This is a genomic window from Prevotella multiformis DSM 16608 (assembly GCF_000191065.1).
GTDB classification, from domain to species: domain Bacteria; phylum Bacteroidota; class Bacteroidia; order Bacteroidales; family Bacteroidaceae; genus Prevotella; species Prevotella multiformis.
On sequence record NZ_GL872282.1, the window covers coordinates 216,952 to 234,166 of the forward strand.

General features: G+C 48.7%; 17 protein-coding genes. 3 read left to right on the forward strand and 14 right to left on the reverse strand.

The genetic code is table 11. The features are described from left to right. The 7 genes from HMPREF9141_RS00935 to HMPREF9141_RS00965 form a co-directional block, all read right to left on the reverse strand. A partial coding sequence (locus HMPREF9141_RS00935; protein ID WP_007366511.1) for a DUF3875 domain-containing protein occupies positions 1–282 on the reverse strand: 282 nt, incomplete at its 3' end. Next, positions 279–611 (reverse strand): DUF4133 domain-containing protein, encoded by a 333-nt coding sequence (locus HMPREF9141_RS00940; protein WP_007366512.1) that lies wholly within the window; start codon positions 609–611, stop codon positions 279–281. The genes HMPREF9141_RS00940 and HMPREF9141_RS00935, both read right to left, overlap by 4 nt. A 10-nt stretch (positions 612–621) precedes the next feature. Then, positions 622–933 carry a DUF4134 domain-containing protein gene (locus HMPREF9141_RS00945; RefSeq protein ID WP_009016663.1) on the reverse strand — a complete coding sequence of 104 codons (312 nt, stop codon included), beginning with the start codon at positions 931–933 and terminating at the stop codon, positions 622–624. Positions 934–1,135: 202 nt separating this feature from the next. Beyond that, positions 1,136–1,870, reverse strand: coding sequence for a hypothetical protein (locus HMPREF9141_RS00950; RefSeq protein WP_007366514.1), 735 nt, complete (start codon positions 1,868–1,870; stop codon positions 1,136–1,138). 20 nt (positions 1,871–1,890) lie between these two features. Then, entirely contained in the window at positions 1,891–2,238 is a 348-nt protein-coding gene (locus tag HMPREF9141_RS00955) for a DUF3408 domain-containing protein (protein ID WP_028899187.1), read from the reverse strand. A 2-nt stretch (positions 2,239–2,240) separates the two neighbouring features. Further along, a complete protein-coding gene (locus HMPREF9141_RS00960) occupies positions 2,241–2,681 on the reverse strand; it encodes a DUF3408 domain-containing protein (protein WP_007366516.1) in 441 nt (146 codons plus the stop codon). Between the two features lie 2 nt (positions 2,682–2,683). Next, entirely contained in the window at positions 2,684–3,733 is a 1,050-nt protein-coding gene (locus HMPREF9141_RS00965; RefSeq protein WP_007366517.1) for a ParA family protein, read from the reverse strand. A gap of 422 nt (positions 3,734–4,155) precedes the next feature. Here HMPREF9141_RS00965 and mobA point away from each other — a divergent pair, with 422 nt between their 5' ends. The 3 genes from mobA to mobC are packed head-to-tail and all read left to right on the forward strand — an operon-like array spanning position 4,156 to position 7,851. Beyond that, positions 4,156–4,581, forward strand: coding sequence for a conjugal transfer protein MobA (gene mobA / locus HMPREF9141_RS00970; protein WP_005944180.1), 426 nt, complete (start codon positions 4,156–4,158; stop codon positions 4,579–4,581). Then, positions 4,560–5,810 (forward strand): conjugal transfer protein MobB, encoded by a 1,251-nt coding sequence (gene mobB / locus HMPREF9141_RS00975; protein ID WP_007366518.1) that lies wholly within the window; start codon positions 4,560–4,562, stop codon positions 5,808–5,810. The genes mobA and mobB overlap by 22 nt, the downstream gene beginning before the upstream one ends. Before the next feature lie 31 nt (positions 5,811–5,841). Next, entirely contained in the window at positions 5,842–7,851 is a 2,010-nt protein-coding gene (mobC, locus tag HMPREF9141_RS00980) for a conjugal transfer protein MobC (protein ID WP_007366519.1), read from the forward strand. Between the two features lie 41 nt (positions 7,852–7,892). Here mobC and HMPREF9141_RS00985 read toward each other — a convergent pair whose 3' ends face one another. The 7 genes from HMPREF9141_RS00985 to tet all read right to left on the reverse strand — a co-directional run bounded on the left by HMPREF9141_RS00985 (position 7,893) and on the right by tet (position 16,974). Further along, positions 7,893–8,285 carry a hypothetical protein gene (locus tag HMPREF9141_RS00985; RefSeq protein WP_007366520.1) on the reverse strand — a complete coding sequence of 131 codons (393 nt, stop codon included), beginning with the start codon at positions 8,283–8,285 and terminating at the stop codon, positions 7,893–7,895. Continuing rightward, entirely contained in the window at positions 8,278–9,741 is a 1,464-nt protein-coding gene (locus tag HMPREF9141_RS00990) for an ATP-binding protein (RefSeq protein WP_007366521.1), read from the reverse strand. The genes HMPREF9141_RS00985 and HMPREF9141_RS00990 overlap by 8 nt, the downstream gene beginning before the upstream one ends. 150 nt (positions 9,742–9,891) lie before the next feature. Beyond that, complete coding sequence (locus HMPREF9141_RS00995; protein WP_007366522.1) at positions 9,892–10,509, reverse strand: RteC domain-containing protein; 618 nt, start codon at positions 10,507–10,509, stop codon at positions 9,892–9,894. A 211-nt stretch (positions 10,510–10,720) separates the two neighbouring features. Next, positions 10,721–11,134, reverse strand: coding sequence for a dihydrofolate reductase family protein (locus tag HMPREF9141_RS01000; protein ID WP_007366523.1), 414 nt, complete (start codon positions 11,132–11,134; stop codon positions 10,721–10,723). A 281-nt stretch (positions 11,135–11,415) separates the two neighbouring features. Next, positions 11,416–12,738: a sigma-54-dependent transcriptional regulator gene (locus HMPREF9141_RS01005; RefSeq protein WP_007366524.1), complete on the reverse strand. Its 1,323-nt coding sequence runs from the start codon at positions 12,736–12,738 to the stop codon at positions 11,416–11,418. Continuing rightward, on the reverse strand, positions 12,731–15,049 hold the full coding sequence (locus HMPREF9141_RS01010; protein ID WP_007366525.1) for a hybrid sensor histidine kinase/response regulator: 2,319 nt from the start codon (positions 15,047–15,049) through the stop codon (positions 12,731–12,733). The genes HMPREF9141_RS01005 and HMPREF9141_RS01010 overlap by 8 nt, the downstream gene beginning before the upstream one ends. After that, positions 15,049–16,974, reverse strand: coding sequence for a tetracycline resistance ribosomal protection protein (gene tet / locus HMPREF9141_RS01015; protein WP_007366526.1), 1,926 nt, complete (start codon positions 16,972–16,974; stop codon positions 15,049–15,051). The genes HMPREF9141_RS01010 and tet overlap by 1 nt, the downstream gene beginning before the upstream one ends. Positions 16,975–17,215: the final 241 nt, after the last annotated feature.

Genomic DNA, 17,215 nt, shown 5'->3' on the forward strand with positions numbered 1-17,215 from the left:
TCTCAAAAAACTCATGTCGTCCTTGTGAAGTTCCGGCGTGTACTTCTCCTTGATGAACCAGTCCTGCTTGTGGACGACGGAGAAGTCCGGCAGCACCTTGATCGCCTTGCACCAGCAGCCGTGTATAGCCTCGTACTCCGCACCCGTCACGGTATAAAGCTCCGGCAGTTCCACCTCGAAAGCCACCGTGATGTCGGCGTCTTTGGAGATGATGCAACCTTGCTCCACCGCCAATAGCGGGAACTTGTTTTCCAGTGTTGTCATTTTGGATGTATTCCTCATGTCGTTTCTTCCTTTCGTTTCCGTTTGAATAATCGGGTGATCCGCCGCCGGTTGATAAGGTATCGGGGATGGCTCCTTGTTGCCCCTAATTTCATCAGTCCGTGTTCGCCGTACCGGGCGTTCAGCGCGAAGGTCTGCCATACGAGGATGGAAGACGATGCCACGCCGAAGCCGATACATACCCACTGGTCGATGCCGACCATGTAGAGGATGACGAACAGGACGAAGAGAGCCAGCAGACCTCCGCAGAAGATGAAGAGGTACTGAGCCTTCAAACCCTTGAACTCTACCGGACGGCCGATACCCTTGTTTATCGGGTATTCAGCCATACATTGTTTATTAAAGGAAGAATGAGCGCAGGATGGTGGCGGCGACAATCAGGAAGATGCACGCCCCGAACCACGAGGCGGCAGTCTTGGATGTGTCGGGATCGCCGGACGAGAATTTCCCATACACTTTCACGCCCCCGATAAGCCCGACTACCGCGCCGATGGCGTAGATGAGTTTCGTGCCGGGGTCGAAGTACGAACTCACCATAGAGGTGGCTTCGTTGATGCCCGCGATGCCGTTTCCCTGCGCGAAGGCGGAGGCGGTTGCGGCAACCAGAAGTGCCGCAGAGAGGATAAGTTTCTGTCTGTTGTTCTTGTTCATAAACTGTTCTTGTTTTGTGCCGTCCAAAGGGTGGATGGTCCTTTGTCGGGCGGTTGATACTCGATTACTTTACTTTGGTTTAGTGGGTTGCCCGTTTGTTTCTACGGACTTGGGTGTGTCCGTTGCGAATTGGCTGTACCTTGTACCGCCGTGCGCGTGGGTGATGCCGTCTTACGTTTTCATTCTCATTCTTTTTTAGTCGTTATACATAGTTGCGGATGTCGAAGTTCTCAATACTGTCCGGGACGACAAAATCCTTTTTCGGTTTATTCTTCTTCAGCCGGATTTCGATAAGTCCCTTGATGCGGATGCTCATTTCAGACGAGCCGGTCATCAGCTTCTCGTACAGCTCCGTCCCTTCCATGTCGGTGAAGACCTTTGCCGCCCGCTCCCGTTCCGTCGTTGTCGCTTCCGGGTTCTTGGCGGTTCTGACCGCATCGTCTATCTCGTCGAAACTGCTTCCCGATGCCCTCGGCGCGTCGGGCGTTTCTTCCTCCGGCTCGTCCTCCCCGAACTCCAGTTCCGAAGGCGTGAGGCTCGTGAAGGTTTCGTCGAGTTTATCCTCCGGGACTTGTGCGGGACGGGACACGGTTTCCGTGTTTCCGTCGTCAAAAGTAGTCTCTTCCTCCGTCAGCTCAATGCCTTTTTCCGAAGTGGCGGCTTCTTGCGTCGGTATGGCAGCGGTTGTCCGGGGCGATGCCATCCTGAAACGGCTCTTGCCGATGATGTCCGGGGTGTCTGCGGGCGGTGTGTCCCTTACCGTTTCGGGCTTTGCCGCCGTGCCGCCCAACGACCGCCACACTCCGGCTATGCTTCTTAGGAAGCGGACAAGTCTGGTTTCCATGATCCTGTCATAAAGGAGCAGGAACAGGAACCACAGGTTGCAGCCGACCGATACGGTCAGCAGAATATCAGTCATGCTTATTGTTTCACTCATGCACGTTCTCTTTTTGAGGGTTAAAATACTGCGTCGTAATTCTGGGCGTAAAGGCTCTTTATCGCCTCCTCGCACTGGTTGAAGTGGTGCGTAAGCACATGGTCGATGTAGGCGGACAGCGACAATTTGTCATGCCCGATCACACGGGTGATGCGCATGATGCGGTCGTGGTACTCCGGACGCACATACGCCATCTTTCCCTCGCGTGCCTTCACTTCGGCTTCACGGATGAACAGCCGTTCATAGTCCTTTTCACCGCATTTGCCGCCTAACGGCACGGGGGATAGGATTTCCACACTCGCCTGCACTTGGGCAAGCATACCGCCGCCGTCATGCTGCGGACTTCTGTTTTTCTGGTTCTTTTCCATATTCAAATCAAGTCTTCACGTTGTTTCTTGTACAGTTCGTTTATTTTCTCCTTGTGCTGTTCCAGATGTTGGCGCAGCACGGTGTCCACGTAGCCGCCTACCGAGATTTCACGCCCGGCGATGTCGTTCACGATTTTGAGAATCTTGCTGTGGACATCGCGGCTGATATAGACGCACTGGCGCGTCTTTATCTCGTTGCGGCGGAGGAACAGCCCGGAATAGTCGTCCTCCTGCCGTTTGCGGCGGACAGTGTCCCTCTGCGGTTTTTCCTTTGCCGTGTATTGCGCGGGCGGCGGTTCCGTTTCAGGGACGCTTTTTTCTTCGGGAGCAGGCGCGGGCGGCTCCTGCGCGTGGTACAGGGTCCCGTCCTGCCTGCGTCTGCCGATGGAGGCTATCAACAGTTCCTCGTCAATGCCTTCGGTGTTCACTTTCCTGCTGCCCATGATTATTGAGGTCTGATGATACGGCTTATCTCTTCCGAGAACTCACGGATGCCGCTCCCTTTCAGCAGGGACGCATCCATCGGGAAGATGGTCGAGCGGAACACGCTCTTGCGCTCTTCCGAGAGGTCGCGCCGGAACTTCTTGCTGTCGGGCAGGCGGGTGGACAGCACCGGCAGCCCCATCTCGGCGATCACATCCTCATACAGGTCGTAAAGCCCGTTCTTCTCCCTGCCGTCCACCATCGTCCAGAACAGGTACAGCCCTTTTGTTTTCGCCTGTCCCGTCGTCATGAGGTTGTCACGGAACATCACAGCGAATTGCAGGGTGCTTTCCACGACAAAACGGTCGGCACTCATGGGCGCGAAGATGTAGTCCATCTGCGAGAGGGTCTTGACCACGCCGTTGCTTTTCAGGGTTCCCGGCATGTCGAAAAACACGATGTCGGGTTTCACCTCTTCTTCGGCAAGCATCCTTTCGGCATCATCGAGGGCGTTAAGGGCGTCGCTTGCGATGACCGGGTAGGCGTTCTTCCTTATCTTGCGGAAGTGGTCACACGCGAGTGCCTTGAAATAGAGGCTCCCGCCGATAAGTCCCGTTTCACGTTCACGCAACCCGTGTATGCTGTGCTGCGGGGTGTCGCAGTCTATGACTGCGACATTGTGTCCTTTCACGTTGTGGAGGTAGTTGGCGGCAAGTGCCGTGACGGTGGATTTGCCGATACCCCCTTTCTGTGTTGCGAATGCAACGAATGTTTCATTACTCATGGTTCTGTTGGTTTTAATGGTTGATGAATTGTTTTCCTGCTCCGATACGGAATCGGTGACATGTATATCCGCGTCCGCGAATCTCTGACTGTCCGGTTCGTCACGTATCCGCTTCAACGGTGGGGCAGGGATTCGGATAACTGATGAATGACGACATTGCGTCATGAAGTCATTGAATCCGTGAATCACCGCGTCATTGTAAAACCGGGTATCCGAAGGTTCGGGTATCCGGTCAGGCAAATAGCCGCCGAAGCGGTTTGCCGGGTATTTGAAAGCCTCATTTTTCATATCTTCAAATCGTTCGTTTCTTGAATCATGCTGCAAATAAACAAGGATATTTTTGAACCTGTATCACTTCCCCGACAAGTGGCGGCATGTTGCGCCGGTTGGCACTGATTGTCCGGGTCAAGCCTCTGTCCGATACCGCTTTAAGGGCGTAACTTTGCACCCGAACGGCAGGGTTCGCCGCAGGTGGCGCAGCCCGGAGTTTGAAAGGCATTCCCCCAATCCGGCCCCGACGGATTTTTATGTTCGCCTGAACATAGCAAGATGTCTTTTCAGCCGCTCAAAACGTTTTGAGCAGCCACGAAAAGCACTTGCCCTTGCAGGGGGCGGGCTTCCTCTCCGAAGTCGGGAAGCTTTTCAAACCTGCGGTGTCTGTGACCCCAAGCGGCGGCTTATGCCGTCCATCCGCTAAATCCAAAGTTTATATGAAAGAGAAAAGAAACAAGACCGGGAGAAATCCCAAACTTGATCCGGCGGTATTCCGCTACACCGTCCGTTTCAACGAGGAGGAACACAACCGTTTCCTCGCCATGTTCGAGAAGTCGGGCGTTTACGCCAAGTCGGTTTTCATCAAGGCGCACTTCTTCGGGCAGCCGTTCAGGGTGCTGAAAGTGGACAGGACGCTGGTGGATTACTACACCAGACTGTCCGATTTCCATGCGCAGTTCCGCGCGGTAGGCACGAACTACAACCAAGTCGTGAAGGAACTCAGGCTGCATTTTTCCGAGAAAAAGGCAATGGCGTTGCTCTACAAGCTGGAGCAACAGACCGTCGAACTCGTGAAACTGAGCCGTCAGATTGTGGAACTTTCAAGGGAAATGGAGGCGAAATGGTCGCAAAAATCAGTGTAGGAAAGTCGCTGTACGGCGCACTTGCCTACAACGGGGAAAAGATCAACGAGGCGAAAGGGCGTCTGCTCACCACCAACCGCATCTACAATGACGGCACGGGGACGGTGGACATACGCAAGGCGATGGAGGGTTTTCTCGCCTGTATGCCGGAGCATACGAGGGTGGAGAAACCGGTACTCCATATCTCGCTCAACCCGCATCCCGACGATGTGCTGACCGATACGGAATTGCAGGACATCGCACGCGAGTATCTGGAAAAACTCGGCTACGGGGACCAGCCGTATCTTATTGTAAAGCACGAGGACATAGACCGCCACCACCTGCACATCGTGACAATCAATGTGGACGAGAAAGGCAGGCGGCTCAATCAGGATTTCCTTTTCCGCCGCAGCGACCGCATCCGGCGGGAACTGGAACAAAAGTACGGGCTGCACCCGGCGGAACGTAAGAATCAACGGATAGAGAACCCTCTGCGAAAGGTGGACGCTTCGGCGGGCGACGTGAAAAGGCAGGTCGGGAATACCGTCAAGGCTCTGAGTGGACAGTACCGTTTCCAGACGATGGGCGAATATCGCGCCCTCCTTTCCTTATATAATATGACGGTGGAGGAAGCGCGGGGAAACGTGTGCGGGCGTGAGTATCACGGGCTGGTCTATTCCGTCACCGATGATGCCGGGAACAAGACGGGCAACCCGTTCAAGTCCTCGCTTTTCGGGAAGTCCGCAGGCTATGAAGCCGTGCAGAAGAAGTTTGCCCGTTCCAAGCAGGAGATTAAGGACCGGAAACTCGCCGACATGACAAAACGCACCGTCCTTTCCGTGCTTGAAGGCACGTATGACAAGGAGAAGTTCGTTTCGCGGCTCAGGGAGAAGGGTATCGACACCGTGCTGCGCTACACGGAGGAAGGGCGCATCTACGGAGCCACGTTTATCGACCATCGCACGGGCTGCGTGCTGAACGGCTCGCGCATGGGCAAGGAACTTTCCGCCAACGCTTTGCAGGAACACTTCACGCTGCCTTATGCCGGACAGCCACCGATTCCGCTTTCCGTTCCGGTGGAAACAGTAGAGGATATGCGCGAACAGACAGCATCCGACCACGAGAACACGGCGGGAGGTATCGGTCTGCTCACTCCCGAAGGTCCGGCTGTGGATGCCGAGGAGGAAGCCTTTATCCGGGCGATGCAGCGCAAGAAGAAAAAGAAAAGGCGCAAGGGTTTGGGAATGTAATCGAGGTATCAACATCAAAATTTTTCAATCTATGTCACAACAAGAAGACGATTTGAGGGCATTGGCGAAAATCATGGATTTTCTGCGTGCCGTGAGTATTATTTTAGTGGTCATGAACGTGTACTGGTTCTGCTATGAAGCCATACGGCTCTGGAGCGTGGACATCGGCGTGGTGGACAGAATCCTGATGAATTTCAACCGCACGGCGGGGCTGTTCCGTTCCATCCTCTACACGAAACTGTTTGCCGTCCTCCTCCTTGCCCTGTCCTGTCTGGGAACGAAGGGCGTCAAGGGAGAGAAAATTACTTGGGGACGGATCTGGACGGCTCTTGCCGCAGGGTTCGTACTGTTCTTCCTCAACTGGTGGATACTGGCGTTGCCGCTACCGGTTGAAGCGGTGACGGGGCTTTACGTGCTGACCGTAGGCACGGGCTATGTATGCCTGCTGATGGGCGGTCTGTGGATGAGCCGCCTGTTGAAACACAACCTCATGGATGACGTGTTCAACAACGAGAACGAGAGCTTCATGCAGGAAACACGGCTCATCGAAAGCGAGTATTCGGTCAATCTGCCCACCCGCTTTTATTACAGGAAACGTTGGAACAACGGCTGGATTAACGTAGTGAATCCCTTCAGGGCTTCCATCGTATTGGGTACGCCGGGCAGCGGAAAGTCATACGCGGTGGTAAACAATTTTATCAAGCAGCAGATTGAGAAGGGCTTCTCGATGTATGTTTACGACTTCAAATTCAGCGACTTGTCCACGATAGCCTATAATCATCTGCTCAACCACCCGGAGGGATACAAGGTGAAGCCGAAGTTCTACGTGATAAACTTCGATGACCCGCGACGCTCGCACCGTTGCAATCCCATTCACCCGGACTTCATGGAGGATATTACGGACGCTTACGAAAGCGCGTACACCATCATGCTCAACTTAAACAAGAGTTGGGTGCAGAAGCAGGGCGACTTCTTTGTGGAATCGCCCATCATCCTCTTCGCGGCTATCATCTGGTATCTTAAAATTTTCCAAAATGGCAAGTATTGCACGTTCCCCCATGCCATCGAGTTCCTGAACCGCCGTTACGAGGATATCTTCCCGATACTGACATCTTACCCGGAATTGGAGAACTATCTCTCACCGTTCATGGACGCGTGGCTCGGAGGGGCTGCCGAGCAGTTGATGGGGCAGATTGCATCGGCGAAAATCCCGCTGTCACGCATGATTTCCCCGCAGCTCTATTGGGTGATGTCGGACAGTGAGTTCACGCTGGACATCAACAATCCCAAAGAGCCGAAAATACTCTGCGTGGGCAACAATCCGGACCGTCAGAACATTTACGGGGCGGCTCTCGGTCTGTATAATTCCCGTATCGTGAAGCTCATCAACAAGAAAGGGATGTTGAAGTCGTCAGTTATCATCGACGAGCTTCCGACGATATATTTCAAGGGGCTGGACAACCTTATCGCCACCGCACGAAGCAACAAGGTTGCCGTATGTCTGGGATTTCAGGATTTCAGCCAGTTGGTGCGTGACTACGGGGACAAGGAGGCGAAAGTGGTGATGAACACCGTCGGCAATATTTTCTCCGGTCAGGTGGTGGGCGAAACCGCCAAGACGCTCTCGGAACGGTTCGGAAAGGTGTTGCAGAAACGGCAGTCCATTTCCATCAACAGGCAGGATGTTTCCACCTCCATCAACACGCAGATGGACGCGCTTATCCCGCCGAGCAAGATTTCCGGCTTGACGCAGGGAATGTTTGTCGGTTCGGTGTCCGACAACTTCAACGAACGTATAGAACAGAAGATTTTCCACTGTGAGATTGTCGTGGATGCCGAGAAGGTCAAGCGCGAGGAGAAAGCCTACAAGCCGATACCCGTAATTACTGACTTCACGGACGAGGATGGCAAAGACTGCATGAAGGAAACAGTGCAGGCGAATTACAGGCGTATCAAGGAGGAGGTGAAACAGATTGTCGCCGACGAGCTGGAACGCATCGCGGGTGACGAAAATCTGAAACATCTGTTGCAGCAGAAATAGTATATCCGTTTATATATGGAAAATCCGTAGCCGACGACCGGTTACGGATTTTTATTTTCAGATTGGAGATGCTTGTTGATGGTGGTAATGACAAGCATGAGCAGATAGTTTTTCAGTTCTGTATCATCTTTTAGTAGTATGCTGTATTCTTCGGCGAAGATTCTCAACAGTCGGATTCTGAGTTTCGACATTTCCTCACCGAAAGGTATCTGCCGGTTTTCTTTCCAATACTCTATTGTTATAGAAGACGCCAACCATTTGAACTCCGCTTTCATTTCCTTGCGGAGTTTCTTGAAACGGGTTTGCTCGGTGACAGGCGGGTCATTGTATGGCATCATATCAACCGGGTCATAAATGGATATGCAACCGATGCCGTAATCCATGATTACAGGCAAGTCTGCATCTGAATCTTTCTTATGTTTCTTCTTAGCCATCCTTCCTGTTGCCTTTTGACAAAATGATTTTTCCAGCTTCAGTAAGCCTGTATTTTTGGTTGCGGTGCTTGGGATTTTCCGGATGGGTTTGTTCGACAAGTCCCTCTCTCAATGCAGGATTTAGGTAACTGGTAAGGAAATTATCACGTCCCCTCAAAGATAAACGCTCCATGATTTCTTTCAACGGCAAAATATCATTTCCCAAAGCTGATACAAGCGACATTACTTGTCCTGCTACTTGTCCTGCTACTTGTCCTGTTTCTTGTCCTGTTTCTTGTCCTGCCACCTTATATCTGAAGACAAGTTTCACTTCATTGGTTGTTATTTGATATTCAGGCTCCGGCAAATTAACCTTTTGACATTCTTCTATTATGAGATTTATGCCGCGTCCCCAGCTCTCCAATACTTTTCGCACATAAAGCGTGTCTGCAATTAAAGGATTATGGGGCTTTGAACCATGTTCGGATTTGATTTTATTCATATCCCATTCGGACGGAAACGAACCGGGATTCTCTATTTCAACACGGTCATCATAGATGGCTATGGCTACCGAACCTCCAATATCACGGTAACTCCTGTGACATAGGGAGTTGATTACAGCTTCTCGTATAGCCTTATGCGGTATTTCCAAATGTTCCTCACGCTCCAATGCGTCCGTTGTTCCGGATAATGAAAGATGTCTGAACACAAAAGCCATTGCCTCGTCAAGCAGATGGAACAAGTTCCCGTGTACCCGTTTGTTGTCTATAAATACGGTTTTGTCTGTACCTCTGAATCGGGCAAGTCGCAGCAAGTTCTGCGGATAATGTACCAGTTTCTTTTTGGCGAACAATACGGCGGCTGCATTTTTAAGTACACCGCCTTCAAGAAGATTCAGTTTTTCAAGTATGATAGGAACTTCGTCACCTGTCGATTCGGGTAAACGTCCGTACTCTATTCCTAAACGTACCGTCTTGTGGATTTCCTCTTCATCCAAATCCGTAATCTTCAAATCGGTATTCGGGTAGGTTTCCCAGCTATGCCAGACTTTTTCATGCTGCAAAAGAAGTTCATTATACTTTGATTGTGGCATCGTTGTGGTCGCACTTTCCACCCGCATATATGGTCTTCCTTTATAGCAGAACGGACGGTTGAGCCTTGAATCTTCAACACGAAAAACAATTACTTTCTTCTCACTGTCCGGCAGCGGTGCATAAGATATTTGTACCATTGCCACAGGCTCCAACCGGTTGATCGCGTCCGCTATATCCCTCTTGGTCTTGTCGCTCACGTCTTGTCCGATGATTTTTTCCTTGTCGGTAACACCGAACAATACCGTGCCGCCTTCTCCGTTAAGGAAAGCGCAAAGCGTTTCCATGCCACGCTCCAACTGTCCGGTGGTTTCCTTGAACTCCACCCGTCCGCATTCTTTTTCGGCTATCAGCCGTTTTACTATGTCGAGGTTGTCTATGCTCATATACAATTCTGTAAGGTGGGTACAAAGATAGTGCTTTTCGCTGGTTTTCGGGCGAATAGATAACGAAATGTATCTGCACGGCAGGTACAAAACCTACAAAAAATCAGAGAGTGGCATAACGTCACCCCCTGATTCATCATTGGTACAGGATTATTTTCTCAAACGTTCCATTTCCTCGTCGCGGAGCATCTTCTCGTTCAGTTTCTCCTGCATCCTGTCAAGGAAGTAGGTGCGGCTTTCGTTCTTCCGTCGTTTGATGTCGATATAGAAGCGGTAGCAGTCCTTTGATTCGACACCGAAAATCTTGTAGAGGAGCGGGGCGAGCTGTTTGAGCGGCATGTTGCCGTTATTGATGCAGCCCATCTCGTTGATGCCGTAGATAAGTTCCACGAGGTCGATGGCGTTGCCCGTCCATTGCAGGGGTGAGGCGGGATTTTCGGTTGTGTTGTCGGAGGATGTACGGATGGGGATTAGTGGTGACACTTGGGGAGCGGCAAGGAACTTCTGCATCTTCCTAACGAAAGAGAGTGCCTTGCTGATGTAGGCTGCAACCTCCCTCTTTTCTTCGGGAAGATTGCGCACGGGATGGTGCTGCAACTCGATTTCAATGTAAGCCAGCGCGATGATGGTGCGGGTGGTGTCCACATTGCCGTTGCATAGTTCGATCACTTGCGTGGCGAAAGCCGTGTATGCCGTTTCCATATTGCAGTCCCCGGCTTCGTTTATACGGCGGAAGAACTCTGTTTCCGTCAATAAGAAATAATTCATGTCCTGTCAATTTTGAAATTTTACACTCTGTTTTTTCGGTATGCGCACATGAATATGATTGGCAAAAAGCGTGTCCATAAAATAAAAAATCCGGCACGCTCTCTGCAAGGTGCTGGATTTCAGAGTGATAATTTCGCGATTTATTTATCTGAAAGGAATTGTATTCAGCTTAAAGTGTTCATTTACTGAACATTCGTCCATTTTATGGACATCAAACGCACGCTTTATAGATATGGCGGACCACTCCGTTGCGGTACACCTTCTGTGAGGTCAGCGTCCATTGTTCCTGCGGCAAGGCGGATTGGAAGAAACGCTTTCCCGTTCCGGCAATGAAAGGAATCGTGTAAAGTATGATTTCATCCACCACACGCATACGCAGCAGCCCGTTGATGTAGTCCGCTTTTTCAGGAGTGACTTCCGCCAGATAGCAGATGTCTGTTGTGGATTTCCGCCATTCGTCAAGCATGGAGATGGAATAATCCGGTGTGATATGATAAAGGGCGTTTTCCCTTATCTCATTGATGCCGCAATCTTCAAGGCGCAGTTCCTTATACGCTTTGCAATATAACTCGGAGCTTTGACAACCGTCTATCGTGAGGACGGCAAGAATCTGTACTTTACCCATTATCGTTTCCTTTCGTTGGGCAAGGGCAAAAAAGTAGCGTGCAAATCACACTACTTTCAAGCGACGGCTCTGGTAAAGCCTTTTACGGAGAGTACGTGAATGCACGCTATGCGTAGGCATAGCATAAGCATCACGCAATCGTCTCCGTAGTGTCAATTTACCAGATTTTCGCTCGAAACGCCTTGCGGTCTTATGTTATATATAGGCGGCAAAAGGCTCTGCCAGTCGCCGTTACCTTCTAATATGTCATGCAAAGATAGCCATTTTCAGCGAATTGCGGGCTATGGTTGCTCAAATTTATACTTCAATCCATATTCTTCCAGTTTATTATAGAGTGTTGTCCTGCCTATTCCAAGCAATTCGGCAGCAACCTTCCGGTTCCCGCCAGCCTGCTTCAAAGCACGTATAATCCGCTCTTTATCTTCCTCTTCGTTGCGTAGGGAGAAGCCGACAACAGAGGTTGTTTCGGTTATTCCAAGTTCCAGATGCTCTTTCGTGACAAGTCCCGTCTGAGCCTGCAACACCGCACCCATGATTTTCTGCCGAAGTTCGCGCACGTTACCCGGCCATGAATGGATCAGTAACACTTTCCGCGCTTCGGAACTGAAGCCACTAACATTGCATTCCAATTCCTTATTGGCAATCTCACGGAAGAACTCCGCCAGCGGCATGATGTCCTCCTGACAGTCACGTAAGGGCAGAACGGTTATCTCGAAGTCATGTAGGCGGTATAACAAATCCTGTCGGAAACGCTTTTCATTGACCGCCTTTTCCAGATCCTCGTTGGTGGCGGCGATGATGCGGACGTTGAAACTGCGGTCGGACTTGTCGCCAACGGGACGGAACCGCCGTTCCTGTATGGCACGGAGTAACATCTGTTGGGTTTCCGGTGCGAGATTACCCACTTCATCCAAAAACAATGTGCCGCCTTCCGCCTCGTGGAAATAGCCTTTCTTTGTGTTTTCAGCACCAGTGAACGCTCCTTTAACGTGTCCGAAGAACGCCGATGGCGCAAGTTCTTTGGTGAGTGAGCCGCAGTCCACCGCCACGAAAGGCTTGCCTGAACGCTTGCTTTTATCGTGCAGTAGATGGGCAATATGCTCTTTGCCAGTACCGTTCTCCCCGAATATCAGTACGCTCATGTCGGTAGGAGCTACCAGCCTTATCCGGTGCATGATTTTCTGAAAGGCTGAACCGTCACGGGCAAATACGGGCATGCGGCTTCGCCCGATATTCCGCTCTTTCAGTATGGTGCGGAGCAAAGGCACGAGTTTGTCCTCCACGAGTTGCTTGGGTATGTAGTCCAGCGAACCGAGTTTCATGCTTTCAACCGCCGTATGTACTTCGGCATAGTCGGTCATGATGATGAACGGCTGCGTCATGCCTTCTTTGCGCATCCAGCGCAATAGGTCGATGCCGTCACCGTCAGGCAAACGCAAATCAGAAACTACTATATCATTGTCAGCGGCTTGTTGCAGAAGTTTCTTCGCTGTCGAGAGGTGGAAAGCCTGCACGGTACGGAATTTCTCCCGTGCCAGCAGGTTGCAGACAAACTCGCAATATACGATGTTGTCCTCCACCACGATGATTTTTGTTTTATCCATTTTCGTATTTTCTCCTTTCTTCTTTTGCCAGCCGGATTATCTCCGAACCCTTATCCAATACGGCAGTCACGGCGTTGTTCAATGCTTCATAATCGGGAACGGCACTCCCATGAAGCTGTTTATAAAGTTCCCTTAATGGTTGGTCGGCACGCAGTATCTCCCACGAACTACGTAGGTGGTGTGTCAGGGCGTCCAGTTCTTGAAAGTCTTTCCGTTGTTCCCCATCCCTGACCGACTGCATTTCCTTTTCGGTTTCCGCTATCAGTTTATCCAACATGACGGATTCATTGCCGTAAGACAGTAGGGAGGAGAAATCAGGCTTTTCATTTTGTTTACCTTTCATGGCGCACTTGTCGGAAACTTCCATCAGCTCCGATATGGAAAACGGCTTGAGAAGGCAATCAGAAAATCCACGTTCTAAAAGTTCCTCTCTGTTGCAACTGCCCGAAGCGGTTGTTACAATAATCGGAATGATCCTTGAATTGCCCACATTGGAGGTGCGTAGCAGTTCCAACAGCTCGAAGCCGTTTATATCCGGCATATTCAAATCGGTCAGAAGCAGACTGTATTCTTTCCGGCGTATCATTTCCATCAGTTCCGCCGCATTGGTACAGGTATCGCAATGTATCCCTTCTTGTGCATACATTTCTTTCAGCATTAGGAGAAGTACCTTGTCATTGTCGATGGCAACAATATCATGGAGTGTTCGGTTATGATGAATCTGTGTTTTATTTATCCGTTCCGGCAATTCCTCGGCTGACTGCATGGGTATCTCCACCGTGAAACGGCTGCCCTTGCCTTTCTCGCTCTTCAGCTGGATTGTGCCGCCGAGCATTGTCACAATGCGCTGAACAATGGAAAGACCTAATCCGAAGCCGTCCTTTGCGGCAGCGTTTGACAAACGTTCAAACGCACCGAACACACGTTGCTGTTCCTCTTCGGTCATACCCGAACCCGTATCTTTGACGATAAGTTTCAGCATACCGTTATCATACCCCATTGTCAGAGAAACGGCACCGTTCTCAGTGAACTTGATGGCGTTTGACAGCAGGTTATTTCCAATTTGTAGAATGCGTTCCTTATCGGTCAGTACAACAGCATCCGTGTGATTCGTCACAGTAAGAGCAAGTCCCTTGTTTATGGCAATTGGCATAAACTCTGATTCGAGCGTATGCGCTATTGATGAAATCCTACACGTGGAGAAATTAGGTTGTTCCTTGCCGTCGTCCAGCCGGAAGAAACTCAGAAGAGTATTAAGCATTTCACGCATACGGTCGGAGGATTGCTGAATATTTCGGATATACATCCCGGTTTTATCCGCATTGAAGTTTTTTTGTATCAGTCCGGCATAGCCCGTTATTGCAGTCAGCGGTGTGCGTAATTCATGGGTAATGGTATGTACGGCTTTCTTGCGGGAGGTTATCAGTGCCTCGTTTCGCTTTGCCATTTGTTGCAGTCGCTCGATTAAATCTGCGGTTTCCTGTTTATATCGCTTGATGCGGTTGGCATTTCGGTGTATGATGATATATGATATGACCAGTAGCAGTATAACGAACCCTGTCAAGCCCCCAATCTGAATGAACGACCGTTCCCGCATGGCTGTTATCTCGGCTTCCCGCTTTTGTAGGTCAGTTTGTACTTTCCCGTCTATTTGAACAACCAGTCCTTGCAGTTGCCTGTTAAGTTCCGCATTTCGTGCGGCAAGGCTATCGGCATGAACCGATAAGCGGCGGCTTTGCGCCTGTTGTTCGGTTCTCATATTCCGGTTAAAGGAACGGTGCATCGTGGTAGTCACAGTTGGTTTCGCTTCTTCCTTTTTGCCGAAGATGCCCAAGAAACCTTTGCGCTTGGACTTCTTGGGCTGTTCCTGCACACTCTTCTGCACGATTACAGGTACTTGACTGGTTATCTTATCGTTGATGGCTTGTTGTTGTTCAAGTATTTGAACGATTTGGCACATCTGCCGTTCCTTATCTTCGAGAAGATGGCGTACGCTGTCTATACGCTCTGCCGGATAGGTAGCTTTGAAACGGCAGAGCATACTATCCATTGCCATACGCTGTGCATGGTAATGTTCGATATCTTTATCGTTCCATTCCAGTATTGTTTCACCAAATAGAGAAAATTTTATCATTTGAATATTGATATTGTTTATCTCTTTTCGGAACTCGTCTATTTTTTTATTGTCAAGTTCTAATGCTTCTATCTCCTGCCATTCATAGAAGCTATTATATGCTATACATCCGATAAGAACGGAGATAAGTATATACCCCAACCGTATTGTCTTATAGAAATTCCTGGATCGTTCCATTATTTTGATGATACTGATTTTTCAAACATGAATAAAAGTTTATCCTTTTCTTCCATACGGGTATTATCAGAATAACCGCCTTTTGTTATTTGATACCCACACGGCTTAACCATAAAAGTGCCTAAGCCTTTAGTGTATGAACTTACTTCTGAAGCATAGTCTTTACTTGTATTTAATGGAACTTTCCCTTCAATAAGACACCACTCTTTATTACAACTGATACCTTTAATCTCAGACATCATTTTTTGCAGATCTGTAATAGCTTTGGAACTTGCTACTTGTGGTATCTGTAACTCAAAATAGAGCATCGGTTCGAGAATATCCACTCCTGATTGTTGCAAAGCCAACCTGAAGACATAAGGAGACAATTGTCTAAAATCGGCAGGGGTACTTATCGGACTATAATAAAGGGCATAAGTAAAGGTTACTTTCAAATCCGTCACTTCCCATCCATGCAATCCCGATTGGCAAGACATACGGATTCCTTCAAAAACGGCATTTTGAAAAGAATGGTTCAGATAACCAAAGGAGATTTCACTTTCGATTTGCACCCCTGACCCTATCGGTAAAGGTTCCAGAGTCAGTCCTATTGAGGCCCAGTAAGGGTTGGGAGGGACTTCGATATGGATAATCTTATTCACCTTCTTTTTAGGTCGTTCTTTGTAGATAGTCTTGATTTCATCAAAATGGGTCTTTACGGAGAATCGTTCTTCCAGCAATGTTTGTATGATTTCTTTTTGGGTTAAACCATATAACGAGATTTCCAATTCATCACTATATGAATTTATGGAAAAGGACAGAGACGGGTCTTCAATAAACAATACATTTAGAGCGGATATCAACTTGCTTCTCTCTTCGGGCTTGTCTGGTCGGACAGAAGATTTGAGGGCGGGATGCTGATGAGATAATCCTTGAATCAGACAAGGTTTAACACCTAAATAATCTCCGATTCTTAATTCTTCTATATCTTCTATAATTGCGATATCATTAGCAACCACTTCATCAACATTTATCTCTTTGCCCTGATAAATGGTTTTTAGATTTTTAATCTTGATGAATTTTTCCGAATCATTGACTTTTATAACGGTTCGAAGTCTCAGACTTCCGTCAATAATTTTTAGAAAACTTCTTTTATGCCCTTTGGGGTCATGTTCTATTTTATAAAGATAAGCTGAAAGTCTATTTGGGACTGATGCCGGAGGAAATATAAAAGAAATGATGGCGTCTAACAACTCATTGATGCCAATATTGCACATTGCTGATCCATGCAAGACCGGATAGGCTTTGGCTTTTGCCACAAGAGCGATTATCGCATTCCAATAATCTGCCGGTAAGATTTCTTTATCCGCCAAATATAGTTCTAATATATCGTCGTCATGGTTGCATACAAATTCTTTGTGTTCTGCCCTTATATCTGTTGAGGTGCAAATCGGGTAAACTACTCCATCGACAACCGTTTGCATAAACAAGACGTCTTGCGACAGATTTGTTTTTATGTCCAGATATAAACGCTCAAGATTTACGCCGGCACGATCAATCTTATTGATAAATATAATTGTCGGGATTTGCAGTTTTTGCAAAGTCTTGAACAGCAACTTTGTTTGTGCTTGTATGCCTTCCTTTGCCGATAATATGAGGACTGCTCCATCAAGCATTTTGAATGTCCGCTCCACCTCTGCAATAAAATCCATGTGTCCCGGAGTGTCAATGATATTGCATTTCACACCATTCCAAACAATAGATGTCGTAGAAGCCCGAATAGTAATTCCTCTACGTTTTTCTATATCCATAGAGTCTGTTATGGTGTCACCTTTATCAACACTGCCGCGCTTTTCCGTTGCTCCGCAGGCAAATAGCAGATTTTCGGTTACGGAAGTTTTTCCTGCATCAATGTGAGCAAGAATTCCTAAATTTATAATGTTCATTTGATTAAGCAATAATATACTACAATAGATGCATTGCCGAAACGCACCTTTTAATACCTCCTCGTAGCATGTGGAAAACTACAGGATTCTTAACTCGTATTAATATGTATATTATTACTGCCGCATAATTGAACGCAAATTTACGAAAAAAAAGTTCCCTGACAAAAGCACAAAGAACTTTTTTAATCTATACGTATTTTTATTTGGTATTATTAATTTGTTATTTGATGATGAGGGCTAT